Annotated in this window: 22 protein-coding genes; 11 read left to right on the plus strand and 11 right to left on the minus strand. The window is 60.9% G+C overall.

The genetic code is table 11. The features are described 5' to 3' along the window. The first annotated feature begins 76 nt into the window (after positions 1-76). From M5J06_RS00080 to M5J06_RS00095, 4 genes are read left to right on the plus strand one after another with little or no spacing between them, the layout of a single operon-like run. The gene (locus M5J06_RS00080) at positions 77-1,345 is read left to right on the plus strand and encodes an alpha-hydroxy acid oxidase (protein WP_250223648.1); all 1,269 of its coding nucleotides are present in this window, start codon (positions 77-79) and stop codon (positions 1,343-1,345) included. A gap of 27 nt (positions 1,346-1,372) precedes the next feature. Further along, on the plus strand, positions 1,373-2,194 hold the full coding sequence (locus M5J06_RS00085; protein ID WP_250223649.1) for a DNA-formamidopyrimidine glycosylase family protein: 822 nt from the start codon (positions 1,373-1,375) through the stop codon (positions 2,192-2,194). 10 nt (positions 2,195-2,204) lie between these two features. Continuing rightward, entirely contained in the window at positions 2,205-2,618 is a 414-nt protein-coding gene (locus M5J06_RS00090; protein ID WP_049155174.1) for a YccF domain-containing protein, read from the plus strand. Between the two features lie 52 nt (positions 2,619-2,670). After that, positions 2,671-3,738 (plus strand): HNH endonuclease signature motif containing protein, encoded by a 1,068-nt coding sequence (locus tag M5J06_RS00095; RefSeq protein WP_250223650.1) that lies wholly within the window; start codon positions 2,671-2,673, stop codon positions 3,736-3,738. Positions 3,739-3,871: 133 nt separating this feature from the next. On the opposite strand, the gene pgi is transcribed toward M5J06_RS00095, so the two are convergent. The 3 genes from pgi to M5J06_RS00110 all read right to left on the minus strand — a co-directional run bounded on the left by pgi (position 3,872) and on the right by M5J06_RS00110 (position 6,941). Next, a complete protein-coding gene (pgi, locus tag M5J06_RS00100; protein ID WP_250223651.1) occupies positions 3,872-5,506 on the minus strand; it encodes a glucose-6-phosphate isomerase in 1,635 nt (544 codons plus the stop codon). 101 nt (positions 5,507-5,607) lie between these two features. Then, positions 5,608-6,510 carry a chymotrypsin family serine protease gene (locus M5J06_RS00105; protein WP_250223652.1) on the minus strand — a complete coding sequence of 301 codons (903 nt, stop codon included), beginning with the start codon at positions 6,508-6,510 and terminating at the stop codon, positions 5,608-5,610. Positions 6,511-6,578: 68 nt separating this feature from the next. Continuing rightward, entirely contained in the window at positions 6,579-6,941 is a 363-nt protein-coding gene (locus tag M5J06_RS00110; protein ID WP_070686363.1) for a chorismate mutase, read from the minus strand. Between the two features lie 121 nt (positions 6,942-7,062). Between M5J06_RS00110 and pcrA the strand changes: the two genes are divergently transcribed. Further along, complete coding sequence (pcrA, locus tag M5J06_RS00115; RefSeq protein ID WP_250223653.1) at positions 7,063-9,588, plus strand: DNA helicase PcrA; 2,526 nt, start codon at positions 7,063-7,065, stop codon at positions 9,586-9,588. 4 nt (positions 9,589-9,592) lie between these two features. Here pcrA and M5J06_RS00120 read toward each other — a convergent pair whose 3' ends face one another. The 6 genes from M5J06_RS00120 to M5J06_RS00145 all read right to left on the minus strand — a co-directional run bounded on the left by M5J06_RS00120 (position 9,593) and on the right by M5J06_RS00145 (position 17,095). Continuing rightward, positions 9,593-10,348 carry a M23 family metallopeptidase gene (locus M5J06_RS00120; protein ID WP_250223654.1) on the minus strand — a complete coding sequence of 252 codons (756 nt, stop codon included), beginning with the start codon at positions 10,346-10,348 and terminating at the stop codon, positions 9,593-9,595. A 386-nt stretch (positions 10,349-10,734) separates the two neighbouring features. Then, positions 10,735-13,431: an FtsX-like permease family protein gene (locus M5J06_RS00125; protein WP_143335342.1), complete on the minus strand. Its 2,697-nt coding sequence runs from the start codon at positions 13,429-13,431 to the stop codon at positions 10,735-10,737. A 1-nt stretch (position 13,432) separates the two neighbouring features. After that, positions 13,433-14,149 carry an ABC transporter ATP-binding protein gene (locus M5J06_RS00130; RefSeq protein ID WP_070531636.1) on the minus strand — a complete coding sequence of 239 codons (717 nt, stop codon included), beginning with the start codon at positions 14,147-14,149 and terminating at the stop codon, positions 13,433-13,435. Continuing rightward, positions 14,146-14,697, minus strand: a complete 552-nt coding sequence (locus tag M5J06_RS00135; protein WP_158011580.1) for a PadR family transcriptional regulator — start codon at positions 14,695-14,697, stop codon at positions 14,146-14,148. Before M5J06_RS00135 ends, M5J06_RS00130 begins: the two co-directional genes overlap by 4 nt. A gap of 547 nt (positions 14,698-15,244) precedes the next feature. Then, a complete protein-coding gene (locus M5J06_RS00140) occupies positions 15,245-15,727 on the minus strand; it encodes a GNAT family N-acetyltransferase (RefSeq protein WP_131771410.1) in 483 nt (160 codons plus the stop codon). A 615-nt stretch (positions 15,728-16,342) separates the two neighbouring features. Further along, a complete protein-coding gene (locus M5J06_RS00145) occupies positions 16,343-17,095 on the minus strand; it encodes a M23 family metallopeptidase (RefSeq protein WP_250223655.1) in 753 nt (250 codons plus the stop codon). Positions 17,096-17,441: 346 nt separating this feature from the next. Between M5J06_RS00145 and M5J06_RS00150 the strand changes: the two genes are divergently transcribed. From M5J06_RS00150 to purH, 3 genes are read left to right on the plus strand one after another with little or no spacing between them, the layout of a single operon-like run. Beyond that, complete coding sequence (locus M5J06_RS00150) at positions 17,442-19,172, plus strand: cell division protein PerM (protein ID WP_250223656.1); 1,731 nt, start codon at positions 17,442-17,444, stop codon at positions 19,170-19,172. 41 nt (positions 19,173-19,213) lie between these two features. Then, the gene (purN, locus tag M5J06_RS00155; RefSeq protein ID WP_070520680.1) at positions 19,214-19,819 is read left to right on the plus strand and encodes a phosphoribosylglycinamide formyltransferase; all 606 of its coding nucleotides are present in this window, start codon (positions 19,214-19,216) and stop codon (positions 19,817-19,819) included. Positions 19,820-19,858: 39 nt separating this feature from the next. Further along, on the plus strand, positions 19,859-21,391 hold the full coding sequence (gene purH / locus M5J06_RS00160) for a bifunctional phosphoribosylaminoimidazolecarboxamide formyltransferase/IMP cyclohydrolase (protein ID WP_250223657.1): 1,533 nt from the start codon (positions 19,859-19,861) through the stop codon (positions 21,389-21,391). A 115-nt stretch (positions 21,392-21,506) separates the two neighbouring features. On the opposite strand, the gene M5J06_RS00165 is transcribed toward purH, so the two are convergent. After that, on the minus strand, positions 21,507-21,950 hold the full coding sequence (locus tag M5J06_RS00165; protein WP_250223658.1) for a hypothetical protein: 444 nt from the start codon (positions 21,948-21,950) through the stop codon (positions 21,507-21,509). Between the two features lie 277 nt (positions 21,951-22,227). Here M5J06_RS00165 and M5J06_RS00170 point away from each other — a divergent pair, with 277 nt between their 5' ends. After that, positions 22,228-23,142: a hypothetical protein gene (locus M5J06_RS00170; RefSeq protein ID WP_250223659.1), complete on the plus strand. Its 915-nt coding sequence runs from the start codon at positions 22,228-22,230 to the stop codon at positions 23,140-23,142. 17 nt (positions 23,143-23,159) lie between these two features. Continuing rightward, positions 23,160-24,101, plus strand: a complete 942-nt coding sequence (locus tag M5J06_RS00175) for a serine hydrolase (RefSeq protein WP_239248563.1) — start codon at positions 23,160-23,162, stop codon at positions 24,099-24,101. 17 nt (positions 24,102-24,118) lie between these two features. On the opposite strand, the gene M5J06_RS00180 is transcribed toward M5J06_RS00175, so the two are convergent. Next, a complete protein-coding gene (locus M5J06_RS00180) occupies positions 24,119-24,784 on the minus strand; it encodes a hypothetical protein (protein WP_250223660.1) in 666 nt (221 codons plus the stop codon). A gap of 144 nt (positions 24,785-24,928) precedes the next feature. Here M5J06_RS00180 and M5J06_RS00185 point away from each other — a divergent pair, with 144 nt between their 5' ends. Next, entirely contained in the window at positions 24,929-26,269 is a 1,341-nt protein-coding gene (locus tag M5J06_RS00185; protein WP_250223661.1) for a serine/threonine protein kinase, read from the plus strand. The last annotated feature ends 73 nt before the right edge of the window (positions 26,270-26,342 follow it).

The raw sequence follows: 26,342 nt of genomic DNA on the forward strand, positions 1-26,342 counted from the left end.
CTTCATTTAGCCCACGGGCTTTTCATGGGTCTAACCTCAAAAGCTGATAGCCCAATAGAAAAGGAGTCTTGTTTTCATGCGGCTGAAGCGCCAACTGCCCAACGTGTCCGAGCTCAAGAACCTCATGCGGTTCGAAGCACCCAACCTCGACCGCCGGGCAGCACGCCTGGCAGAGGCCGCTGATGTGTGGGATCTGCGCAAGATTGCCAAGCGCCGCACCCCGAAGGCGGCCTTTGACTACGTCGATGGCGCCGCCCGCGATGAGGTCAGCTACCGCGAATCCCGCGATTTCTTTCGCGACGTTCGCCTCATGCCCAACGTGCTCAACGGCGCACACGACATCTCTTTAAACACCGAGATCGCCGGCGAGCCGGCAGCATTGCCCTTCGGCATCGCGCCGACCGGCTTTACCCGCTTCATGCATGCCGAGGGCGAGGACGCCGGTTCCCAAGCCGCCCGCGACGCAGGCATCCCGTTTATGCTCTCCACGATGGGCACGCGCTCGGTCGAGGAGGTCGCGGCGTCGCAAGGCAATAGCGGGCGCCGCTGGTTCCAGCTTTACCTGTGGAAGGACCACTCCGCCTGCCAAGAACTCATCGAGCGTGCTGCCGCCAACGGCTACGACACCCTCGTGGTTACCGTCGATACGCCCGTGGCGGGCCAGCGCCTGCGCGATACCCGCAACGGCATGCGCATCCCGCCGCGCCTGACCGCCGGCACGATCTTCGATGCCGCGTGGCGTCCCGAGTGGTGGTTCAACTTCCTCACCACGGACCCCGTCACCTTCGCGTCGTTGACCTCAACCACCGGCACCCTGGGCGAGCTGGTCAACACCATGTTTGACCCAGGCCTCAACTTCGAGGACCTCGCGTGGATTCGCAAGCAGTGGAAGGGCACGCTCTTCGTCAAGGGAATCGTCAACCCCGAGGACGCGCGCAAGGTCATCGACCTTGGCGCGGATGGCATCGTGGTGTCCTCCCACGGCGGGCGCCAGCTCGACCGCGTGGTCAACACCCTCCAGGCCCTTGAGGCCGTGCGCGCAGAGGTGGGACCGGATGTGGAAATCATCTATGACTCCGGTGTGATGTCCGGCGTCGACATCGCCATTGCGCTGGCTCTGGGGGCGGATTTCGTCCTCATCGGCCGCGCCTATCTTTACGGGCTGATGGCCGGCGGCAAGGAAGGCGTCGACCGCGTCATTGAGCTGCTGGCGGAAGAGTTCAAGAACACCCTCCAGCTGCTCGGCGTGAAGAAGATCGAAGATCTGTCTCGCCAGCACGTGGTCACCCCATGGGAGCCGGGCGTGTTGGCATTCGGTGCGGGAAAGGACGCGCCGGTAGAGTAGACACCCGTTTGGTGAGGAGGTTCTGCTGTGCCTGAGGGTGATTCAGTTCTGCAGCTGTCGAACCGGCTGCAGTTCATGGAAGGCCGGCGTGTGACCCATTCCTCCCTGCGCGTGCCGCGCTATGCCACCGTGCGTTTCGACGGGCTGGTGTGCGACGAGGTCTGGCCTTATGGCAAGCACCTCTTCATGGATTTCGGCGGCGAGCTCATCCTGCATACCCACCTCAAGATGGAGGGCACGTGGGCCATCCACTATGCCGGGGACCGCTGGCGCAAGCCCGGCCACAGCGCACGCGTGGTGCTGCAGATGGAGAATACCCCGCGTGATATTGAGTTGGTAGGGCATTGGCTAGGGCTGGTCGAGGTCTTTCCAGCCCGCGAGTTTGAGCAGCGCATGGCGCACCTAGGCCCCGACATCCTCGCGCCAGAATGGGAAGAAGGCGGATTCGAGGAGGCCGTTCGCCGCATCGAGTCGCGCCCCCAACGCAGCATCGGCGCCGCACTTTTGGACCAGCGCAACGTGGCGGGTTTGGGCAACGAGTACCGCGCCGAGATCTGCTTCCTAGCCGGCGTTCATCCAGCAACACCGGTAGCGCTTGTCGACGTCCCCCAGATCCTCACCATCTCCCGCCGCCTCATCTGGGCCAACCGAGACTCGCCGGTACGTGTGACCACCGGCGTGAAAAGGGCAGGGGAGACAACTTACGTCTTCGGGCGCAACCGTCAACGCTGCCGGCGCTGCGGAATGCTCATTGAGAAGTCCACGCTGGGTGGAGTGGACACCGGCGGCGATGAAGGAGAGTTGGAGCGCGTCATCTGGTGGTGTCCGCATTGCCAGCCGCATCGCTAGGCTGGGATGCATGAAGATCATTTTGAACATCATCTGGTTGGCAACTGGTGGCCTTGTCCTCGCACTGGGCTACTTTCTCTTAGGCATCCTGGCCTGCATCCCCGTCGTGACGATTCCTGCCGGTGTGGCCTCGATGCGTATGGCGAATTTCGCGCTGTGGCCCTTTGGGCGCTCCGTCATTCAACCGGTCAAAGGTACCGGTGGCATGTCTCGGTTCTCTAACGTTGTCTGGTTCCTTGTCGCTGGCCTGTGGCTGGCTATCGGCCACGTCACCACTGCAGCGGCGCAGGCCGTGACCATCGTGGGCATCCCGGTGGCTCTGGCCAACCTGAAGATGATCCCGGTGACGTGCTTCCCGTTCGGCCGCAAGATCGTGGACTCTGACCACATCCCCTTTGGCTGGGAATCGATGATTAAGCTCTAACGAGTATCTCTTCGGTTGCGGGGTTGCCTGGGGTGCTTTAGGGTTCTGAGTCATGGGGGATTTAGAAACCTATTTCTCCTACCGCAACTCGGGGATCACACTGGTGAAGCAAGCGGTAGGAGGCGAGAAGCGATTACGCGCACTCGGCGCTTCATCAGCTGACGCCGTCGAACTGGCGCGCTTAAACTACATCTACTTCGGCGCCACCAAGTTCACGGGTAAGCAACGCACTGCCCGTAGCCGAGCCGCCGAACAAGGTCATGATCTGGCCACGCTGAGCCTTATTGAGTCCTATACCGTCAAGCTGAAAAACCAGCTGCACGCGTGGAACTTGCGTGTAAAGCTCGCCGGCACGCCCGCCCACAGCATTCCCGCCGTGGCGGCAAAGCGCTTAAAGGAGCTCAAGCCCAAACGTATTCCCACGCCCGGGGTGCGCATGACCTACCGTGCTGATGGGCCGCACTCGCTAACCATTACTGATGACCCTCTGACCGTCACCGAGATGCGCGGCGTGCTGGAATCCATCAACAAGGACAACCTGCTTGACGCTTCCAGGCACGTTTTCTTCAATAAATCTCACGGCGGTACCAAACCGGCGGTGCTCACCAGCGTGGTCGTTACTTTGGACAAGCTCGACAAGATTGTGAGCGGCGACGGCGATGACATCGTGCTTGAGCTAACTAATGGCGGCCGGATGACCGGCGCGGAGTTTCTGAACTATAAGTTTGCCGAGATCGGCTACGTAACCCTCATCCACCCCACGATCGGGCCGGTGTGGCTGCACCGGATGAAGCGTTTAGCCGGGTTTGAGCAGCGCATGATGGCCAGCGCCGAGCATCCCACCTGTGCCAGGAAGGGATGTAATAAACCTGCTGATTATGCCCAGGTGCATCACCTAGTGCCGTGGAAAGCAGGAGGTACCACCGATCCACCGAACCTGACAATGTTGTGTGCCTATCACAACGGCGTCAATGATGACGACCCAGAGAAACCAACAGGTGCTGGCTACGTGTTTAGGATTCGCGGCGGTGTGGACTACATCCCGCCCTGGGGAGAACCAATCACCGCTCAAGTGGCATATCAAGCCGCGCAACGCGGACTCGGACCGCCCGGCGGGTAAACCGCCACGCAACACAAAGGACACGCGGACGCCCACAGGGCCTCCGCGGCGTTGGCGATCCCACACGTCGATTGCCCGTTAAAAACGGGTGAACCCCCGACCGTTCGGCCGAGGGGACGTCGCCAAGCAGTGCTTAGCGGTGGTTGCGGAACCAACCGATCAGAGCATCGGTCGAGCCGTCGCCGGATGCGGCCTCCTCCTTGCCGGAGACTGCCGGTGCCAGGTCATTGGCCTGCTGCTTGCCCAGCTCCACGCCCCACTGGTCGAAGGAGTTGATGTCCCAAATGATGCCCTGGGTGAAGACGATGTGTTCGTAGAGTGCGATGAGCGCGCCGAGGGCCTGCGGGGTGAGCTCCTCCGCCAGGATCGTGGTGGATGGGCGGTTGCCCGGCATTACCTTGTGCGGGACCACAGCCGGGTCCACTCCCTCGGCGGCAATCTCTTCCGCCGTCTTACCAAAAGCCAGCACCTTGGTCTGTGCGAAGAAGTTACCCATGAGCAGGTCATGCATCGAACCGGTGCCGTCCGCGGTGGGGAAGTCCTCCTTCGGGCGAGCAAAGCCGATGAAGTCCGCCGGGATGAGGCGGGTGCCTTGGTGCATGAGCTGGAAGAAGGCGTGCTGGCCATTGGTGCCCGGCTCGCCCCAGTAAATCTCACCGGTGCCGGTGGTGACAGCGGTGCCGTCGCGGCGCACGGACTTGCCGTTGGACTCCATAGTCAGCTGCTGCAGGTAGGCCGGGAAGCGTCCGAGGTCCTCGGAGTAAGGCAGCACCGCGTGGGTCTGCGCGCCAAAGAAGTTGGAGTACCAAACGCCGAGCAGGCCCATGAGCACCGGCACGTTCTGCTCTAGAGGCGCGGTGCGGAAGTGCTCGTCCATGGCGTGGAAGCCCTCGAGGAAGCGCATGAAGTCCAGTGGGCCGATGGTGCACATCAGGGACAGACCAATAGCGGAATCGACGGAGTAGCGGCCGCCCACCCAGTTCCAGAAGCCAAACATGTTCTGGGGGTCGATGCCGAACTCCGCGACCTTCTCCGCGTTGGTGGAAACGGCAACGAAGTGCTTGGCGACGGCCGACTCATCACCATCAAACTGCTCAATCAGCCAGCGGCGTGCGGCGTGAGCGTTGGCCAGGGTTTCCTGGGTGGTGAAGGTCTTCGAAGCGACAATGAAGAGGGTGGAGCCGGCGTCGAGGCCGTCGAGAGTCGCGGCGAGATCCGCCGGGTCGACGTTAGAAACGAACTCCGCGCTGATACCCGCTACCTCGTAGGAACGCAGCGCCTTGGCAGCCATCGCGGGGCCCAAGTCGGAGCCGCCGATGCCGATGTTGACGACCTTCTTGATGGTGTGGCCCGTATGCCCCAGCCACGCACCGGAGCGCAGCGCAGTGGCGAAGTCACGCATGCGGCCCAGAACCTCGTGGACGTCGGCGGCGACGTCTTGGCCGTCGACGCTCAAGTCCTTCTCCACAGGCAGGCGCAGCGCGGTGTGCAGCACAGCACGGTCCTCGGTGTTGTTGAGGTGCTCGCCGGTGAACATGGCGTCGCGGCGGCCCTCGACGTCCGCGGCGCGGGCAAGATCCACCAAAGCGGTGACGACTTCCTCATCGATGAGGTTCTTCGACAGGTCCACGTGCAGGCCCGCAGCATCGAAAGAAAAGTCTGCGGCGCGGGAAGCGGAGTTGGCAAAAAGCTCACGCAGGTTGAGGTCCTTCTTGCTCTCAAAAAGCGAGGTGAGCGCGGCCCACTGCGGCTGAGCGGTGATGTCCATTGCAAAAGCCTTTCTGGCAGGTAGCAGACATGAAACTTACTGTGTCCACCGTAGTCCAGAAATCTCTTCGGTGCCGAGACAGAAGGCTGCGCTGGGTTGAGCTAGGCGTAAAGCTTGAGGCCGAATTGCTTCATTGTGTTTGCGATCTCCATGGCGCCCGTCTCGGAGCCGGAGTAATCGTGGTAGTCGCCAAAGGACACGACCCCTACTGCATATAGTTTGCCGTCGATGGAGGCGTAGACAGGACCACCGCTATCACCGGTATCGCTGTAGCTGCCGAAGGTGAAAAGCCCTTGATCACCGAATCGGTCGATGAAAGGGTCGCAGGCAATGCCTGCTGTGGAACCGGCAAAGCACAACGTGGGCTTCTTTCGCGTGATTTCTTCCAGGCTCATCCATCCGGCTAAAGGCGCATTGAGCGCCGGTGAGGTAGATACTTCGGCGTCGGGGTTGGACACTTCGATCAGCGCAATGTCGGCCGAGTTGATGCTATCTGTGTTGGTGTTGCTGGCCTTCATTACCATCTGGCCTATCTCTACCTCGCTGCCGGAGCGATCTTCATAGTAGAAGCTGTCGCCCTTGTCCCCGCAGTGTCCGGCGGTAAGGATAAAGAGGCGCTGCCCATCGCCGGCGAAACGACCGGTAGAGCACCGGCCATCATTCGTGCGGTTATAGATAGCCGCACCCGGCGTCAATACTCCCACGTCCATATAGTAGTCGGCTTTTAGTGCGTTGTACAAGTTATTGCGGGGCTCAAGCAGCTCTGCATGGGGGATTTCAGTGGAGTTATCCCAGATCGCATCGCCGTCGAGGACCTCCTCGAAGCCTTGCGTTGTTCCGGATGCTCCGGAACCTTGTCTGCGTTCGGAGTCGCTGACGGAGGGATGGTCGAGTGGAGTAGCGGAATTTGAGGTCTCAGGTGAAGAAAAGCTGCCGCAGGCGGTCAAAACTAAGGCAGTGACAGCTGCGGTGAGAACAACAGCGGGGCGAGAGGACACATGCATGCTGAGAGCTTAAAACACCGCTAGTTCAGGTGCGCGTGCGTTGGGGATTAGTCCGAGTTGGTGCTAGATTAGCCGAGCTTGCCGCGCCCCAACCGCAGCAGGGCAGAGGCAATCGCGGGGCCCTCCTCGCCAAGCTCGTCGCGGAACTCATTGAGGATGGCAATTTCGCGGGTGTGTACCAAACGGGTACCGCCCGAGCTCATGCGCGTCTTACCAATCGTGCGGGAAATATCGGTGCGGCGCTTAATAGCGTCGAGGATAACGCGGTCGAGGCGGTTGATCTCCTCGCGGTAGCGCTGAATCTCAGCATCGCTGAGCGGGTCATCCGTGCCCGAGGGCATGCGAATGTCGAGGCCGTTGTCCACGACGTTGGGGTCTTGGTGCTCGGGGTTTAAGCCCGAATCTGCGGTGTCAGGATGTGAAGCGCTCATGAGTGAAGATTGTGCCACCACGCTAAGACAAACGGGAATCGCGTGCCGTGACGTCGGTATTCGTCGATAAGAAGCGGCGTGGACGGCAATGTCCGGTGGTGCTAGTAGGTTGGAGAGCATTATGAACAACACTTCTCCGTTTAGGCCTCGTTCTTCGTCTGATCCTTCCGCCGACACCTCCGCCGGTGGCCTGTTTCCCGCGCCCGGGCACAACGCGGATGCCCCTTCCAGCCAAGGAAATGATCCTCTGCTGGAAGGTTTAAACCCGCAACAGGAAGAGGCCGTGACGCATTCAGGTTCGCCGTTGCTCATCGTGGCCGGCGCGGGCTCGGGAAAGACCGCGGTGTTGACCCGTCGCATTGCTTATCTCATGCGCGAGCGCGGGGTAGCGCCGTGGCAGATCCTCGCCATTACCTTTACCAACAAGGCAGCCGCGGAGATGAAGGAGCGCGTCGGCCAGCTTGTCGGCCCCGTGGCTGAGCGGATGTGGGTGTCTACCTTCCACTCCATCTGCGTGCGTATCTTGCGCAACAATGCCCAGCTGGTGCCGGGGTTGAACACGAACTTCACCATTTATGACGGCGATGATGCGCGCCGGCTGCTCACCATGATTGCCAAAGACATGCAGCTGGACCTGAAGAAGTACTCTGCACGTGTTTTGGCTAACCAGATCTCGAACCGCAAGAATGAGCTCATCTCCCCGGAGCAGGCCCGGGCGGAGGCAGAGCGGACGAAGAATCCTTTTGAGCTCACTGTGGCGAGCGTGTACGAGGAGTATCAGCGCCGCCTGCGCGCCGCGAACGCGGTGGATTTCGACGACCTCATCGGGGAAGTGGTGCGCATCTTTAACCAGCACCCGCAGGTGGTGGAGTTTTATCGCCGCCGCTTTAAGCATGTGCTTATCGACGAATACCAGGACACCAACCACGCGCAGTACGCGCTCGTTTCGGCCTTGGTGGGCAGGGGCGAGCTGCCGCCGGATGCCCCGGAACTGTGTGTGGTGGGTGATTCTGATCAGTCGATCTATGCCTTCCGCGGAGCCACCATCAGGAATATCCAGGAGTTCGAGCGGGACTACCCGCAGGCGCACACGATTCTGCTTGAACAAAACTACCGTTCGACCCAGACCATCCTGAACGCGGCGAATGCGGTGATTGCGAAGAATGAGGGCCGCCGCGAGAAGAATCTGTGGACCGCCCACGGCCAAGGCGACAAGATCGTCGGGTATGTGGCGGATAACGAGCACGACGAGGCGCGGTATATCGCCTCGGAAATTGATTCCCTGGCGGATAAAGGCACGGCGTATTCCGATATTGCGGTGATGTACCGCACCAATAACGCCTCCCGCGCGTTGGAGGATATCTTCGTGCGCTCGGGTATCCCGTACAAGGTGGTTGGCGGCACGCGCTTCTACGAGCGCCGCGAGATCCGGGACATGGTGGCTTACCTGCGCATTATGGATAATCCGGATGACACGGTGAGCTTGCGCCGCATCATCAACGTGCCAAAACGCGCCATCGGTGACAAGGCGCAGGCGCAGATCGCTCTGCATGCGGAGAACCTTGGCGTTAGTTTTGGGGCGGCTCTCCGTGATGCGGCGGAAGGAAAGGTTGCAGGCCTTGGCACGCGGGCGGTGAATGCCGTCACCAAATTCAACGAGATGATGGATGGCGTGCGCGCACAGATTCCGGGCATGGTCAATGAGGTGACGGGCCAGCCGGATTTGGGGGAGCTGCTCAACGCGCTTCTGGACGCCACCGGCTACCGCGCGGAGTTGGAAAACTCCAATGACCCGCAGGACGGGGCGCGCCTAGACAACCTCAACGAGTTGGTATCGGTGGCCCGCGAGTTCAGCTCTGAGGCGGCCAATGAGATGGCCTTTATGGGCGCAGACGCAGAGGAAGCCCCGGAGCTCTCGGAAGGCGAAGCCGCGCCGGGCTCGCTTCAAGCCTTCCTTGAAAAGGTCTCGCTGGTGGCGGATGCAGACCAGATTCCGGATCATGAGTCCGGAGTAGTGACGTTGATGACTCTGCACACCGCGAAGGGTCTGGAGTTCCCAGTTGTCTTCCTCACCGGCTGGGAGGATGGTCAATTCCCACACATGCGCTCCCTGGGGGACCCGAAGGAGCTCAGTGAGGAGCGCCGCCTCGCCTACGTGGGTATTACGCGTGCTAGGGAACAGCTCTACCTCACGCGCGCGATTCTCCGCTCGTCCTGGGGTAACCCGGTGACGAACCCGGCCAGCCGCTTCCTCGCCGAGGTCCCGGAAGACCTCATCGACTGGCGCCGTGAAGAACTAGACAGCTCGCTGTCCGGCGCGTGGGGTGGAGATGATTCCTACCAATACGGGCGAACCTTCGGCTCAGATAGCGGGTTCTTCCGTTCCCGTGGCGGCGGCTATGGCTCGCGGAGCGCTGCGTCTTCCCCTTCGCAGCGCTCGCGCAAATCAGTTTCGGCGACATCAATGCCGAAGAATAACCATCTCAATTTAGTTGTGGGGGACCGTGTCAACCACGCAAAATACGGGCTAGGCACGGTCATCGAAGCCTCCGGTACCGGCGCGCGGGCGACGGTCACCGTGGACTTCGGCTCAGCAGGCAAGGTCCGCCTCATGCTCATCGGTGGTGTGCCGATGGAAAAGCTCTAAAGCTTTAGATGTGGATGCCGCGCTCGCTGAACCACTCCACCGGGTCAACGGCTGCGCCGCCGCCCGGGTGAACCTCGAAGTGCAGGTGCGGGCCGGTGGAGTGGCCCTCGTTGCCGATGACGGAGATTTGGTCGCCGGCCTCGACGCGGTCGCCGACGTCGACCAGCAGCTGGTCGCTGGGCATGTGGCCGTAGACGGTGATGGTGCCGTCGTCGTGCTGGATGCGGATCCAGTTGCCGAAGCCCTGGGCTGCGCCGGAGGAGATGACCTCTCCATCCATGACGGCGTAGATGGGCGTACCGATTGGGTTCGCCACGTCGATGCCATTGTGGAAGGAACCCCAACGCGGTCCGAAGCCGGAGGTGAAGGTTCCGGAGGTCGGAAAGACCACGGTGTTACCGTTTGCGTCCTGGCTGCGGGTAGGGGTGAGGCCGGAGTGATCGCCTTGCGGCGCGAAGGCTTCAGCGAGTCCGGGAATGCTGGAGGGGTCGAGGACGATATCGAGGCCGTCCTGCGTGGAGTTGATCTCCGGAGTGGATGCCCCGTTGAGGGCCCCGGCCGTCGAAACGAGCAGCCCGGAGAATGCTTTGAAGAGGTCGGCTTTGGAGTCTTCCTTGACTTCGATGTCGCCGGCGGTAGGGCCCTGGGAGGACCCGTCGGAGACATCCACGCTTGCTGCCGGTTCGGCGGCGAACGCTGGGGTCGTCACGGTAGCGGTGGTGACCGCCACGGCGGCGAGTGCGCTGAGCGTGCGCTTCATAACTTCACGTCCTTAAGTCCTGCTGTGGCTCGCTTCCGCCGACGAAGGCGGCAGGAAGCCTGTGAGCGATAGGGCGCGGCCATAACAGCCGCGATGCGCCTTGAAGCCTGCGACACGCCGGCGTGGTTGCGTCTGCGTGCTGAGGCTTTGTGGCAACGAGATACAAACTATCCCGAGCTATCGCCCTGCGCAATCTCTAAAAATGCAGGTAAATACAGGAATTGTTCGAAAACCCATCGAACAGCCCAGCGTGTTACACGTGTGAAAGGAGTGAAAATTGTTACAGGGGCAAAGTGAAGGTTTAAAGAATGGGGGTAGGGGTTGGGGGTGTGAAAAGAGTTGTTCCCCGGCCGAAGGCTCGGTCGGGGAACGGTGGGCCACGAAGGCTAGGTCAACGAACGCGACTCGCTGCGATCCCGTGCGGTGAGCGGGGCTGTCTTATCGCTGCGATTGACCGCGGCCGCTATAGCGGCGGCTATGAGCGGCACAACAAGCACGGCGAGGAACTGCCACCAATCCGGGGTGAAGTAGTCCTGCGGGCGCAGGCCATGTGGGGGCTCAGAGAAGGTGAAGGCGGACCTATCAGTGAAGAGGAACGTGCCAAGGTGTCCCGCGATCACTCCGAAGAGCATGCTTGCGGTGGCCACTATCCAGGTTTGCCACGCGGCTACCTTGGACATCAGCGAGGGGTGCGCGCCAATCGACTGCAGCACGGTGCTTTCATGGCGCATGCTGTTAGCCGCATTGGCGATGATGAGCGCGAGCACGATGAGGCAGATAATTCCCATTCCTAGGCCGAGGTAGTAGCGGAAGCTCTCAGGGGAGGAGACACCGAACTCCAGTGAGTATCGCGACTGCGAAGCGCTCGCTGTTAGGTCTCGCAGCTCCTCTCGCTCTGATTCGCTCGGCGCCTCATCCAACGCCAGAGCCTGGCCTACGTAAAAGGGCTTCAGCTTCAGCTTTTGAGCGGCCTGTTGGCTAATCAGGACCACGTCACGATCCACGGTAGGCAAGGCCTCAACAACCGGCAGATCGGCGTTGCGGGTTCCGCTTGGCTCTTGACTGTCGACGCGGTTATACGTCTTTATGGTTACCGTGCCGTGTGTCTTGTCCCCGACGTGGCTGCTGTGGGGGAGCACGATGCCGCCGGCCTCCAATGTTTGTGCCGCCGCACGTCGATCCTCTTCCGAGTCGAACTGCCACAGCTCGAGCTGCGAGGAATCAGCTTGGATCATCCTGCTTTGATAGATCAACGGGCTATAAGGGAAGGTCGTCATCAACTCGTGCGCGCACTCTTGGCGGGCCTCCTCGGACTCATCGGTGCGCCGCCCTTGGTTGTCCACGAAGACTGCCCTCTCAACCGGTTTTCTGAGATCGACCTGTTCGCACTGGTAGTCAAATTCGGTGCTGAGCTCATAGAATTCACTATCGTCAGGAAGGCTAAAAGACGTGGTCCACGAGGGGAAAGCATAGAAGGAGTGCGTGCGAGCACCGGTAGCCTGCTGGATGGCCTTTACCGCTGCGCGTTCTTCTGGCGTAGAAGTCTGCGTAGGTTGGTCAAACGTCGTCTCCTCAATCAGCGCTGTGGTCTCCGGCATAACAAGCGCTTCTTCGGCTACGCTCTTTGCGCTATCGGTCATGATGCCCACACCAAACAGGGAGGCTGTGAAGGAGACCGATACGAGAGCGATGGACGTCGGCAAGGCATGCATGCTGCGCCGGGTCAGGCCACGCCCGGCAAGGCGCAACGCGAGTGGACCGCGGCGAGACAGCTGGGAACACAGGAAAACCAATGCTGGAGCGGAGGCGGCAACGGAAATGACTCCGAAGAGAGCGATGATCGTGGGAATGCCCGTGCCCCACGAACTAAAGCTGAACAACACGAGCAGAAGCAGGAATACCGGGCCTATGGCCATCCACTTCCTAAAGCGCAGTAGGCGGTCGGGTGCGGCGCCCTGGATAGCAGTGGATAAGGCTCCGCGCTGCGCCAACCATGCAGGCACAATCGAGACGATGACGCAGCCGGCTACTGCCACCAGCCATGCAAGGGTTATGGCCAGGAGGGGTGGGTGGGCTGCAAAGTCCGGGTAGCGGGCCGTCCACCACATCCACGAAGCCGACAGGCCAACAACCACGCCGATAGTTGCGCCGATGAGGCCCATCAGCAGGCCATAGGCCATCACGGCAAACATGATGTGGCGCGGCAGCGCGCCCTGGCTCGACATCAACGCGTACAGGCGGGTATTGCGGCCGGTAGCCAACGTGAAGACGGGCGCGAGAAGGAAAAGGATGAGCAATCCGGCGATGGCGTAGAGGCCGAAGAAGAAGAGCACGAAAAGAATGCTGCCCATGATGCCGCCGAAGGAATCTGGCGCCTGATCGCTTTTATGCGTTTCCCGCAGCTCCGGTGCTGAGATCTCGAGTCCGGCCTCGTGGGCACGTTCTGCGACGTCCTTGGTTAGCGGTGCATCTCCCACGATGAGCCAATTGGTGCGAGACGTGTCAGCGGGGTCGATGGAGGCGTCGTCGAGGGTGGGGGAGGTGACAAAGTCATAGTGCTCGGGCGCAATGGCGGCAACGGTGGCTTGGTGCTCACCCTTGAAAGCACTGTTGCGCACGGTAATGACATCACCAACGGAGGCGTCGATCTTGTGTGCTGAGGTTCGCGAAAGTACTGCCTGATTGGGGCCAAGGTCAAACTTGTCGACGGCCTCCCGTGCTAACTCCGGCGGATTCTCCGCGTCGAATTGGCTTAGCCATGAGCTGGTTGATTTGCCGGCATGGATGAGCGAGGTGTTGTCAAAGGTTGTGACCGGGCTGACGCTGAGGCCTTCTGGCAGCACCTGGGCGGCTAGACGGGGAACGTCTTCGTTGGCAATGTCCTGACGCTCGTTGCTCACCTGAAGGGACCGGTCAGGCGAGCTCAAAGCTGCGGAGAGCCGTCCGGAGGAATTATCAAAGAGCGCAATTCCGATGACTAGGGCCACCGGCAGGGCAATGAGCATCACGGCGGCCAGAGTGCGCCATGGATGAAGCTTGAGATCGCGCCTCGTCGGGCGGGTAGCGGCATTAATGCCGGACATATTAGCGCACCTCCTCACCGGTGAGGCGCCCGTCGCGAACCATAACGACGCGGTCGGCCCAGCCCGCGAAACGCGGCTCGTGGGTGACCAGAATGCCGGAAGCACCGGCGTCGATACGCGCGCGTAGAACCTTCATGATCTCCTCGCCCGTCGAGGTATCGAGGGCACCGGTGGGCTCATCCGCGAGCAGAACTTTGCGCGGTCCAATGAGCGCGCGGGCAATCGCCACGCGCTGGGCCTGACCACCGGAGATTTCCTCGGGGAAACGGTCAATGGTGCCGTCGAGGCCGACCTCGCTGAGCGCTTCCTCTGCTGCCTCACGGCACTGCGCAGGTGATAGGCCATCGAGTTCAAGGGGAAGGGAAACGTTTTCACCAACGGTCAGAGAAGAGACCAGGTTGAAGTGCTGAAACACGAGGCCCAAGTGGCGGCGGCGCGCAATTGCGGCCTTGGCTTTGGAGAGCTGGGAGGCATCGGCGCCGTCGAGAAGCACGCGTCCCGATGTCGGCGGTTGCAACAGTCCTGCGACGTTGAGCAGGGTGGACTTGCCGGAGCCGGAGGGGCCCATGACGGCTACCAACTCGCCCGGTTGCAGCTGCAGGTTGACGGAATCCAGAGCGGTGACCTGGCGAGCGCCGCTACCGAAGACACAGGTGATGTTTTCGAGTTCGAGCGGGAAAGGAATGTGCTGGGTGGTGGGCACGGAGTCGGGGGTCATCGCGGTTCCTCCTCGGCGGCGGTGGGGGTGGTCGGGTTGGTCAGAGATTCCACGCGGTCGAGCCAACGTGAGAGAGATTCCAAGTCGAAGATTTGGCGCTCCACGGCCAAGCGCTGGGCGCTGCGCTCCGCGGGCAATTCCGAGGCTCGGCGGTTGAGTTCGCGGAGCTGGCGAACGGTGGCGAAACGCTGGGCGTCAAGGACGGCGATAACGTCGACGTCGGAGCGCCGAGCGGCAAGGGACACTTTGAGCACGAGCTCATCGCGCTCGATGGCGTCACTGTGCAAGGTGGACTTCCACCATTGCGAGAGCTCTGCGCGCCCGTCAGGGGTGATGGCGTAGCTGGTGGCGCGGCGCCCGGTGGGGCCGGTGAGCTCGCCGTCGGTGGTTATGAGCCCATCGCGCTCTAGGCGGCTTAAGGTTTGGGCTACTTGGCCCATGTTGAGCGGCCAGAGGTTGTCGAAGGTCTCCGCAAAGCGGGTCTTGATGTGGCTGGCTGTGGAAGGTTGATCACTGAGCAGCGCAAGAACGGAGTGTTTGACGGACATGGTCACCTCCTGCGCGGAGGACAAGGGGAGGATTAGTTAGGTGCATACCCGGTAAGTTACCGGGTAACTATCGGCTTGGCAAGAGGTTCCGGAACGGAGAGTGGTGTTTACCCCCGCCCGGTGTCCCGCGAGGTGGCGCGCGACCCTACGCGCCTGACCATCGGTGAGTGGGGTGAAATACGCAAAAGACGGCTTAAGCCCACATTCACGGTAGATAAGGGCCAGAAATTTGAAATCTTTCGCCCTTATTCACCGTGAACGACAGTGACAGGTGTGTGAGAACCAGGGCTGTGGGCTGGAGCCCTAAAATTGGATAGCCACAACGTCACGAATACTACGCGGGACAGGGAACTGTGCGGTCCGAGATTGTGCCCCATATGCGGGCCTGTCTTCGGCAGCCGTCACTACGGTGTGGAAAGCCGCAGAGGATCGATGTCTAAAGACATCGCTTTCGTCGTGCCTGGGCAGTTGTGGCTTCAGTGCTTTCTACCGAATCGATGTGATGAGACTTTGATTTACCCTTAGGAAACCACGGGGGCTCATGCGGCTACCGTGTGAGCTCCTTAAAGTAGCAAAACATGCGGTAATCGTTCCCGTCTTCGTAATGTGAGAATCCGCGCCTTTCGTAAAAGCGGCGAGCGTCGACATCGACTTCATCGACATTGATCTGGATCTCGGTGACGTCCGCTTTAGACACTGCGGTTTCTACTCGGTCCATGATGACAGTGCCTATCCCCCGCCCTCGAAGCCCGGGATGAACGTAAAGCTCTTCAAGCATCGCGATGGGCCCCTCATAGTAGGGGCTGGGTCGAAGCGTCACGAAGGCGAAGCCGACAGGTAGCTTCTCACCATCAGCAATGCAGACAATGACGTCATCGCGCCGAAGAAGACGCTCAAAACGCTCTGTAAAAACATCGATCGACGGGCACGGGGTATCGAATTCCGAGTTGAAATCACTGAGCATCACGGCAACATCATGGGCGCGCTCATACGTAGCGCTGCTGACGTGAACCCCCTCGTCCTCTATCATCCTTTGAGCGTACGATTCTGGTGTGCTGGTACTTGCTGGGACTGTGATGTTGAAGCCAACTCCAAAGCGGCCTACAACCATGCCGAAATAATCTCCCCACGGCGCCTGAGCGAAAGGCATGGACACCGTACCGCCATGGGCTAGCGCAGTGAAGATTTTCTCTGCTTCTTCCACCGAAGTGGCCTCGACGGTGAAACCGAAATCTCCAGGAGTGAGTCGGTCACGAGAATTCTGCAGATCGTCTCTGCCACCGAGGGTAAAGGGACCGCGGAGAGTGCCGTGCGCTATAGCCTCACGTGGCGGGTCGAAGGGAAAATCAACTCCATTATCGAGCTGCTCGCCATAGGTCAAAATCTCGAGCTCACCGCCGAAAACGGAATGGTAAAACTCGAGGATCTCGCGAGCGTTGCCGGGGAAGGAAACATACGGTGTGGTGTTCAGTGTCATGCCGCGATGATAATCACGTGACAGCACAACCGTCGACCAACACGCCCAAGAAAATAGCAAGGCCACGACCCCCGGCTCAGTGCCGGAGATGTGGCCCCCAAAAGACGGCATAGAGCAGATTCGCTCTATGCCGCCTACGTGGTGTTGGAAGGTTTGGTCGCGTGAGTTTTAAGCGACGTCGATGCCGCGCTCTGCGAGCCACGGAACCGGGTCCACGGCACCTTCACCGGTGGGGTGAATTTCGAAGTGCAGGTGGGAGCCGGTGGAGAAGCCGAGAGAACCCATGCCGGCGATCTTCTGGCCAGCGTGGACGCGCTCGCCAACAGCGACGTCAAGGGTCTGCATGTGGCCGTAAACGCTCATGGAGCCGTCATCGTGCTTGATGCGGATCCACTGGCCGTAGCCGGAAGCCGGGCCGGAATCGATGACGGTTCCATCCATAACGGAAAGGATCGGGGTGCCCACGGCATTAGCGATGTCGATGCCGGAGTGGAAGGAGCCCCAGCGGGGGCCGAAGCCCGAGGTGAAGGTACCTTCTGCCGGGCGGGCTACGGAAGGCGCGCGGTTTGCCTCATCGGCGGCGGCGCGGGCATCAGCGGCCTGAATGGCCTTGTCCAGCTGCGTGGACAGGTCAGCGACCGGCTTGGTTTCTGCGATGGAGAGGATCTGCGGTGCTGCGTCCCCAACGGCGGCCTGTGCGTCCTTGAGCGGATCGGTGTCTGCCTGCAAGGTGTAATCGATGGACTGCGCCTTGGTCTCGCCGGTGCCGGCGGATTGAATGGTGCCTGCTGCCGCACCGCCAACGCCTGCGGTAGACACGGCACCAGCCGCGATGGTCATAACCGCCAGACGCCCCTTCGCGGTCTGCGAGGTGGTGATTTTGCGGTGGCGACCTGCGCTTCGCTGAGTCTTGCTTCGCATGAACTCTTCTTCCGTCTTAATTCACTATCGTCCAACCAAAATAATCGTTACGTCTAAATCTGGTTGGTTATCCGATTGTGACCTTCCTGTTACCAACGAGATGTAACAGTAGCGTCTCGACGGGTGCAGAGCAACCCGGATTGCAGTTTTTCTTCTGGATATACCGAAAGATTTCAACGTCATGATACGGCAGCTATTTACTGTGAATAAAGTAAACCTATGGTCAGAGTGGCGGGGTGGTCGGTGAAAGGGGCAGGGAAAGAACTCTCGCAGTGCTGTCGTTTCGGGGTGTGTCGGATCAATTGGATCGGATATCGACGTGCCACCCCCGGTGGGGGAGGCGCGCGTGGCAAAGTGGACGCCGATGAATAAGAACACGAGTCCCCAGTCCAGGACGTCAGCTCGCCCCCGCGCGCATGTGCGTGGTCGTGGTGATAGCGCCGAGCACTCTGAGCGCGGCTACAGGCGAGATCGCCGGGCTCCTGCTGAGCGCATCAAGGGAATTGAATCGGATAAGGCTCGCGCCCGTCGCGCGCAAGCCCCGACGACGCTGCGCGGGCGAATTCGCCGCATGCTTATCGTCGTCGGCGTCCCGCACCTCGTCGTGGTTCTGGGCATTTTCGTGGTCGCTATCGCCGCGCTCCTCCTCACCAGCTCTCCCTTTGCGTGGCTGAACACCATCGTGGGGGAGGCGTGGATGGTGTTTAATCTGGCTCCAATCCGGGCTGGCGGGATTGATATCGGTGTCCTACCTGTTCTTCCAGCCGCGTTCTTGGCCTGGCTGGTAGGCCGACGCGTTCGCGTGGCAGTCAAGGACAAGGTGAGTATTAATGACTTGCTTGTCCTGAGCTGCTGTGTGCTGGCGGTGCCAGTGGTTCTGACCATTATTGCGTGGTTGATGCTCTGGGATGCCGGAAAGGTTTACGACGTCTCTCCGCCGGAGTTGTATCGCGTTGTGCCCCGCATGCTCCTTCTGCATGCCGCTGCTCTCATTGGAGGTATGGGCCCGCGCTTGTGGAAGGCCTTGGCTAAGCGCAGTGGGGTCCCCCGCGTATTCGTCGACGCCGCTCAAATCGGCCTGAGCTACCTTGGCTACCTTGGTGCCGCAGGGCTGGTTCTCGTTGTGATTATGTGGGGGTGTGGCTGGTCGCGCCAGGCTGAGATGCTCGCTAGCTATCCGGTTCTCACAGCGATGGGGACCGTGGGGCTTTTCCTGCTAAGTATTCTGTATCTCCCGAATGCCGCTGTTGCTGCGGGGGCGGTGCTGAGCGGTTCGGAGCTGCACATTGGTGAAGGTACCAGCGTGAGTCTGTTCAGCGGCCACGTAGTTCCACTTCCGCCGCTGCCGTTGGCCGCAGCCGTTCCTCCTTCAATCAGCCCGTGGTGTGCGGTTCTCTTGGTTGTTCCAGTGCTCGCTGCGGTGGCGGCGTTTTATCGTCGCCGAGCGCTGGTGTCTTTCCACGTAGCGCTTGTTGCAACCATCACTGTTGCCGTGTCCTCTCTCGTGGCGTACTACGCCGTGTCCGGCGCGCTAGGTGTGTACGGCTACACCGGGCCGGAGCTGTGGACAGCGGTGGGGCTGAGCTCCCTGTGGTGCCTCGTCGTGGGGTGTGCCTTTGCGACGTCTCAGGCTGTGTCCGCATGGCGTGCTCGCCGCGCTACCGCCCCGGCTGCTGAGGCAGAAACCCCCGCGGCCGCCGAGGAGACGTCGACAGACTCCACCGACACTGCTCAGCCGGAGCAGGATTCCGCAGTGCTTGGCGACGCCACCGCTGCCGAAACGGAAGAAGCAGAGACTGACGCGGAGGAATCCAACCCCGACGAAGAAAGCGAAGCCGAGGCCGACGCTGAGGACGAGATAGAGGACGAGCAAGAGGGCCAGACTAAGGAGCAAGCTGAGGCGCCAGCTGAGGAACAGGTCGAAAGCCAGACTGAAACCGACGTAATTGACGCAGAAGTCGTGGACGTAGAAAGTGCCGAAACCGAGGTTGAAACCGATGAGACCGCTGAAGCCACGGGGAAGCTCGACACAGACGCAGAGGAACACCAAGAAGCTGAAGGCCCCACAAAAGAGTAAAAATTCCGCGGTTCACGGCGGTAGCGGCTAGGCTGTAGCGCGTGACTACACCGCATCAGCCCGCTGCTATTGCCCACCTCAACGTTGTTGTTCTGGTTTCCGGAACTGGCTCGCTATTGCAGGCCATCGTCGATGGCCAGGATGAGCATTACAGCGTCGTGAAAGTCATCGCGGACGTGCCTTGCCGGGGCATTGAGCGCGCGAGGGCGGCGGGAATTGCCACCGAAGTCGTAGAGATGGGCGCTGACCGTGCCGAATGGAACCAACGTCTGGTTGCCGCAGTGGATGCTGCGCAGCCAGACGTTGTTGTTTCTGCAGGCTTTATGAAGATCTTGGGCAAAGATTTCCTGGATCGCTTTGAAGGTCGCACCATTAATACCCATCCAGCGCTTTTGCCTGCCTTCAAAGGCGCGCATGGCGTACGCGATGCGCTGGCTTATGGTGCCAAGGTCACAGGCTCGACCGTCCATTTCGTTGATGCCGGCGTCGATACCGGCTCCATCATTGCCCAGGAACCCGTCCGGATTCTGGCAGAGGATGATGAGGCCAGCTTGCACGAGCGCATCAAAGTGGTCGAAAGAGAACTTATCGTTAGCGTTCTCCGCGCGGCGCGCGTGGAGGGCGAAGCACTCAGCATTCAGCTCTAATTAATTCATTACCGCAAGGAAGGCTTAAGTCCCCGTACCATGAGCGAAGATCGTAAGAACATCAAGCGCGCGCTGATTAGCGTTTATGACAAGACCGGTCTGGAAGACCTCGCCCGGTCCCTCGATAACGCTGGCGTGGAGATTGTTTCCACCGGTTCCACCGCGAAAAAGATCGCAGACTTGGGCATTGACGTCACGCCCGTCGAGAAGCTCACTGGCTTCCCGGAGTGCCTTGAGGGCCGTGTGAAGACGCTGCACCCGCGCGTGCATGCGGGAATCCTGGCGGATACCCGCAAAGAGGATCACCTCAACCAGCTCCAGGAGCTTGAGGTAGATCCTTTCCAGCTCGTCGTGGTGAACCTGTATCCCTTCCGTGAGACGGTGGCCTCCGGTGCGGACTTCGATGGCTGCGTGGAGCAGATCGATATCGGCGGCCCATCCATGGTGCGCGCGGCCGCCAAGAACCACCCCTCCGTTGCTGTGGTTGTAGACCCTGCGCGCTATGGCGAGGTCGCAGACGCCGTGGCCAACGGTGGCTTCACGTTGGACCAGCGCCGCGGCCTAGCCCGCGATGCCTTCCTGCATACCGCTGATTATGACGCCGCGGTGTCCGCATGGTTCGTTGATCAGCTCAGCGAGGGCGAGGAGACCACCCCGCTGCGCTACGGCGAGAACTCACACCAGTCCGCGACCGTGACCCGCATCGGCACCACTGGTTTGGCCAATGCGAAGCAGTTCAACGGCAAGGAGATGAGCTACAACAACTACCAGGATGCCGACGCCGCGTGGCGCGCCGCCTGGGATCATGAGCGCCCGTGCGTGGCAATCATCAAGCATGCCAACCCGTGTGGCATCGCGGTGTCTGACGAGTCCATCGCGGCTGCTCACCGCGCGGCCCATGCCTGCGACCCGATGTCCGCATTCGGCGGCGTCATCGCCGTGAACCGCGAGGTCACCGTGGAGATGGCGGAGCAGGTCAAGGAGATCTTCACCGAGGTCATCGTGGCCCCGTCCTACGAGGAGGGCGCCATCGAGGTTCTTAAGGCCAAGAAGAACCTCCGTGTGCTGCAAGCTGAGTACGAGGCTCCGCAGGTGGAGCGCAAGTACATTTCCGGCGGTGTGCTCACCCAAGAACCGGATACCTACCAGGCGGAGGGCGATAACCCGGCCAACTGGACGCTGGCTGCGGGCGAGGCCCTGAACGAATCCGACCTAGCGCAGCTCGAGTTTGCTTGGCGCGCCGTGCGTGCGGTGAAGTCCAACGCCATCCTGTTGGCCAAGGACAATGCCACCGTGGGCGTGGGCATGGGCCAGGTCAATCGCGTCGACTCCGCCAAGCTCGCGGTTGAGCGCGCCAACACGCTGGCCGACGGCACCAACCGCACCGAAGGTTCCTTCGCTGCCTCGGACGCCTTCTTCCCGTTTGCGGATGGCCTCGAGGTCCTCCTCGACGCCGGTGTCAAGGCCGTGGTGCAGCCTGGCGGCTCCATCCGCGATGACGAAGTCATCGAGGCCGCTAAGAAGGCTGGCGTGACCATGTACCTCACCGGAACCCGCCACTTCTTCCACTAGAGCCTGAACCAAAGCGTTCCAGCAAACTTCAACTGCCCTAGCTGACGAATCTAGCCGCGTAATTCGACGCGGAAGCGCTAGATTTGGCGGCTAGGGCAGTTGTGATCTCAGTTTCTTAAGCGCCCGTGATGGTCATAGGCGTGGTCGCAAGCGCGGCCGTCGAGGTTGGCTCGGAGCTTGTACCAGTCTGCTCCGTATCGGATGATTCGCGGCCCCAGATAAACCACGCGCCGACGCCAAGGACGACAGCCAGGATGAGGAGCAAAGCAATCAGCGCCGCGATGGCGCCGCTGAAGCGCCCTGTGCCTTTCGACGGGGTAGGAGTGGCATAAGAGTTGGGCTGGGGTGGATTTGGGGGTGTTGGCGCGCCACCGCTGAACGGCTGCGGGGCGGGGCTAGCGGGTTGCCCACCGAACGGGGGAGTGCTTCCGAATCCGCCGCTCGGACCATTCGTGCCGCCGGGATGGCCCGGGCGGCCAAACCCGGGAGCAGGTGAACCGAAGCCGGAGGAACCGGAGTTGCGTGGAGGGGTGCCCGAAGGACCAGTAGGAAATGACATGGCGGGTGATCAGCAACCTTTCCGTGCACAGGAAGTTAGAGCATCGAGATACCTCTAACAATCTAAACCCTTAAGCACCGTCCGTGGGGACTTCAATGGAAGCTCGTGGGAATACTCCCCAGTGGGGCAGGAAGCGCTGGCAGCACAGCAGAGCACACACTGTGCAAAGCGCGAGTAAAGACGTAAACGCTGCGCAGAGAATTGTGACTGTGCAAAGATAGGACAGATAGAAAACGCCTATTGGCATTTGCAAACGTCACGATCTACGGAGGCTTCGGTGACTGATTCAGATCGCAATCATGGATTCGGCGCGCATCTCCAGCAGGGAAACGGCAGCCAGCCACAGCCTTCTCATCAAGAAACCCACCCGGAAACCGCGGATTTTGAAGCCCCGCCAACACAACAGCGCCCGGTACAGCCCCAGCAATACCCCCAAAACATGGGAAATAATCCGGGCTACTCGCAATCGGGTGAGCACAACTACTCAAATCCTTTTGCACCCTCCGGATCCCAGGGCCAGTATCCTCAGCAGCAGCAATTCCCCACGCAACAGTTCCCGCCCCAAGCGGCACCGCAGGACGGATTTGGCCAGTACGATCAGCAGCCGGCTGCCTATGCGAATTCCTATGCACAGGACGATGCCGGAAACCATGGTTCCTCTAATTCCGGAAAGCTTGTGCTCATCGGCGTATTGATCCTGGCAGTAATCCTCGTTATTGCCGCGTTGGCCTACCTCATTTTCTTTAAACACGCTGACTCAGGATCCCAGGCTGAATCGCCCCAGGCGCCAGCCCAACTCACCGAGCAGAATGAGGGGCCACAAGACAGCACTTCAGCTGCGGAGGAACCTGAGAAGACCTCAGAGCAGTCCACGACGACCTCCAAGGCGCAGAAGCGCCCCGAGCACCCTGACCTGCCCGCGGGCGCTATCCCGGCGAACGACGCCGCGCGTAACAACGAGCCCGGCGGCAACTTCAACAGTGTCTATCGCGGCACTGAGGTGACGACGGAGCCGTTCGCCAACTCCGTGCGCGATGAATACGTCAAACACTACGTCGATACCCACGAGTTTGACGCCACGATTAGGGCCTTTAGCCCGAAGACCAAGCTGTTCTACACCATGGATTGTTCCGATAACGGCGAGTATGTGACCTGCACTGGCGGCAATAACGCGGTTGTATACATCCTCTAATACGTAGGCGATCAACGATGAAACTCAGAACACGCCCAGACCGCACGCATGAACGCCCGCGGCGCCGGCCTGCGGCACTGGCAGCGTTGGTGGGGATCGCGGTGGCGTCGCTTAGCGCCTGCACCATCGGGGACGTCTCTCAGCCGGAACCAAGTGCTCCAGCAAGCAGCCCGCAGCCTTCCCTTCCTGATTCTGGATCCGGCTCGTCCGCAAGTCCTGCCCCTGATTCCATCCTCGACAAGGAACCATCCGTGATTAAGGCCACCGACCTTCAGGAAGCCGTCGACGCCATCGCCGCCGACAACCCGGGAACCGGAATCGCGGTGGCTGGGTCACAGACCGTCGCGGCTGCCGGCATCACCGACCCGCGGCCCGCATGGTCCACGGCGAAAGTCCCCCTGGCCATCGCCGCCGAACGCGCCGGGGTAGCGGATCCGGACGCGGTGTCTCGGGCAATTACTTTTTCCGATAACGCTGCGGCAGATTCTCTCTGGGAAGCCCTCGGCGGGGGAGCGCAGGCGGCACAGGCTACCCAGGAAATCATCGGAACCGCCACCGTTCCCGCCACGCCACCGCGCCCAGGGTTTAGCGCCTTCGGCCAAACTCAGTGGCCGGTGTCCGAGCAAGCGAAATTCGTCGCCGCGCTGGGATGCCAGGAAGGCGCAGATCCCATCCTCGCGGCCATGGGTGACGTTGATCCGGCACAGCAGTATGGCCTTCGCACCCTCGACGGGGCGGTGGTGAAGGGCGGCTGGGGGCCTGCCGAGGACGGTTCCTATGAGGCCCGTCAGATGGGGCTTATCACGCTAGGTGGACACACGGTGGCGGTGGCAATTTATGCCGCAGCACCATCCGGTGATTACGGCGAAGCCCAGCAGATGCTGACGCGACTAGCCCGGCAATTAGAAACCGCTCAGGTGGAGTGGCCGGACGCGGGATGCCAGCAGGGAGCTGTCTAAAAGCCCTAGTGCGATTCTTAGTGAGGCCAGTAGTCCTCGAATTTTCCAGCCTCCCCGTCGATGTCATAGTCCGTACCCCGGATGTTGAGCACGGAGCCGGTGTCATCCCCGCTGGTGGGATCGAGGATTGTGGCGCTAAAGGAGCTTCCCTCGCCGCGCGCCGGACCAAAGGCAGCACCGCTGGACCAGACTCCGCGGTAGAAAAGGGAGTCCTGCTTTTCGCAGACCACAATGTGGGAAACGGGATCGGTACCATGAGCAGCGAAAATCATGCTCTCGCCTTGCTGGCAGCGTGCCTCTGGGTAGTCGGACCATCCGGCCGCGGTGAGTCCTTCGGGGACATCGGCAGCATCAGGATTGAGAGAAGTCTCCGGCGCCTGCTCATTTGCAGTTTCCTCGTCGTCAGCTGTTCCTTCTTCTGCGGCCGTTTCCTCCGGCGCAGCCCCGCCTACGCGGGTGGGTTCCTGCTCCGTTGCGCTGCCGGCTTCGGGGCTTGCCTGGCTGGTGGAACGGACATCATTCCAAATCACGATTCCGGCAATCAGCAGTGCGATAAGGATTGCAATGGCGCAGATGATCGGAACGAGGTTGCGCTGCTCTGACTGGGGCCGTTGAGTCTGGCCCGACGCCGGCGTAGGGGGCTTATGTGCGTAATGGTTAGTGCCAAATCCTGGGGTGCTCATAGGGTCCTTGGAAAACAGTAGAGAACTACAGGTAGCATATCTGGCTCCGCACAACCAGACGGAACTGCGGGGTAGCACCCTCCATTTGGGGGCGATGGGACATGGCAACCTCAAGCCTTGCTATGCATATGGTGCAATGGGGCGGTGACTAATTCCTACTTCGTGCAATGGCTTACCCAGCAAAAGCGGTATACCACCGTGTACCTGCTGGGCGAGGGCGGTATGGGGCAGGTTTTTCATGCGACCGATCCGGACCTGTCCCGTGAGCTCGCGGTTAAAGTGCTGCTGGATGATGTCCGGGATGAGGCCTCTCGAGCCCGTTTCCACAACGAAATGAAGGCTCTCACCAGGATCGGTAGCCACCCGGGGGTGGTTCAGTTCTATTCCAAGGAGTCGACGCCGCGCGGGGATGACGTGATGGTCATGGCGTTCATCGACGGTGGAACCTTAGCGCAGGCGATCCGGGAACGAGCCAACAAGGGGAGGGGATTTACGGTCGCCGAGGTGGTGTACTACCTCAAACCGATTGCCGCGGCGCTGGACTATATGCACCACGAGCTGCACCCCGGGTGGGTGCATCGGGACATCAAGCCCGCCAATATCTTGCTGCGCAAAAACCCGGGCAGCCTGCCGCCGGCTGTGCTGAGTGACTTCGGAATCAGTATCGAGGAAGGCCAGTCGCGCCTGACCAAGGTCGGTCACATCGTGGGTACCGAAAAGTATTTGGCCCCAGAGAATAACGGCCATGCTTATGGTGATGATGACATGTCGGCGCGCGCGGACGATTACTCGCTGGCGCTTATCGCCTTCGAGATGCTCACGCTTCACCACCTCAAGGACACGATGCCGCGCAGCGAGTGGGAAGGACAGCGCCGTATCCCGGATCTGTCCAGCGATGCCTTCGCCGCATTCCTTGCAGAAGACACTGCTCGCGTTGCCTCGGAGCTACAGACCGTGCTGAACAAGGCGCTCAACAGCGTGCCCATGCAGCGCTATGCGCGGGCCCAGGACTTCATCGCCGCGCTTGACGACGTCTCCCGTTCCCGCCCCTCCCAGCCCGCTTCCGGCCCTACTTCCTCTGCCCCGCGTAGCGCCCCAGCCCTGCGCGGCGCCCCAGCCCCGCAGCCTTCGTCGCAACCAGAGCAGCCGCGGAATGAACGAAGCACTGCGCGGACGGGACAGTTTGGCCAACAGGGGCAATCACCCCAGCGTTGGCCGGAGCCCTCCGCCTCCTTTGGGTCCATGGACCGGGCAAGGCCAACTGGCTTCGTCGCTCCCTCTAACCCGATCGCGTCTTCGGGAACCGTGTCACCCTCCACACCAGTTACCCCGGCGATGCCAGGGTCTACGGTGCAGCGAGGGTCTACTCGTCAGCGGACAACCCGCAAGCCGGCCGCGAAGGATAGTTCCAATGCCCTCATCATCACGGTCACCGTCGTGGTCATCATCCTTATTTTCATAGTGACGTGGGCTATCGTGGCATAGCGCCAGCTGAACTGGGCTGTGGCTTAGCACGCCGAGACATAGTGAGAGCCGCTACACTGAAGGGCACTGTTTG

Source organism: Corynebacterium intestinale, assembly GCF_023574125.1.
GTDB lineage: Bacteria > Actinomycetota > Actinomycetes > Mycobacteriales > Mycobacteriaceae > Corynebacterium > Corynebacterium hesseae.

Bases quoted from the DNA above. Each gene is read 5' to 3' on its own strand.
- M5J06_RS00105 (WP_250223652.1), bottom strand. From the start codon at position 6,510: ATGCATGTGTCCTCTCGCCCCGCTGTTGTTCTCACCGCAGCTGTCACT.
- M5J06_RS00175 (WP_239248563.1), top strand. From the start codon at position 23,160: ATGAAACTCAGAACACGCCCAGACCGCACGCATGAACGCCCGCGGCGC.
- M5J06_RS00165 (WP_250223658.1), bottom strand. From the start codon at position 21,950: ATGTCATTTCCTACTGGTCCTTCGGGCACCCCTCCACGCAACTCCGGT.
- M5J06_RS00090 (WP_049155174.1), top strand. From the start codon at position 2,205: ATGAAGATCATTTTGAACATCATCTGGTTGGCAACTGGTGGCCTTGTC.
- M5J06_RS00125 (WP_143335342.1), bottom strand. From the start codon at position 13,431: ATGTCCGGCATTAATGCCGCTACCCGCCCGACGAGGCGCGATCTCAAG.
- M5J06_RS00095 (WP_250223650.1), top strand. From the start codon at position 2,671: ATGGGGGATTTAGAAACCTATTTCTCCTACCGCAACTCGGGGATCACA.
- pgi (WP_250223651.1), bottom strand. From the start codon at position 5,506: ATGGACATCACCGCTCAGCCGCAGTGGGCCGCGCTCACCTCGCTTTTT.
- M5J06_RS00110 (WP_070686363.1), bottom strand. From the start codon at position 6,941: ATGAGCGCTTCACATCCTGACACCGCAGATTCGGGCTTAAACCCCGAG.
- M5J06_RS00180 (WP_250223660.1), bottom strand. From the start codon at position 24,784: ATGAGCACCCCAGGATTTGGCACTAACCATTACGCACATAAGCCCCCT.
- M5J06_RS00145 (WP_250223655.1), bottom strand. From the start codon at position 17,095: ATGCGAAGCAAGACTCAGCGAAGCGCAGGTCGCCACCGCAAAATCACC.
- M5J06_RS00080 (WP_250223648.1), top strand. From the start codon at position 77: ATGCGGCTGAAGCGCCAACTGCCCAACGTGTCCGAGCTCAAGAACCTC.
- purH (WP_250223657.1), top strand. From the start codon at position 19,859: ATGAGCGAAGATCGTAAGAACATCAAGCGCGCGCTGATTAGCGTTTAT.
- M5J06_RS00120 (WP_250223654.1), bottom strand. From the start codon at position 10,348: ATGAAGCGCACGCTCAGCGCACTCGCCGCCGTGGCGGTCACCACCGCT.
- M5J06_RS00135 (WP_158011580.1), bottom strand. From the start codon at position 14,697: ATGTCCGTCAAACACTCCGTTCTTGCGCTGCTCAGTGATCAACCTTCC.
- M5J06_RS00140 (WP_131771410.1), bottom strand. From the start codon at position 15,727: ATGATAGAGGACGAGGGGGTTCACGTCAGCAGCGCTACGTATGAGCGC.
- pcrA (WP_250223653.1), top strand. From the start codon at position 7,063: ATGAACAACACTTCTCCGTTTAGGCCTCGTTCTTCGTCTGATCCTTCC.
- M5J06_RS00130 (WP_070531636.1), bottom strand. From the start codon at position 14,149: ATGACCCCCGACTCCGTGCCCACCACCCAGCACATTCCTTTCCCGCTC.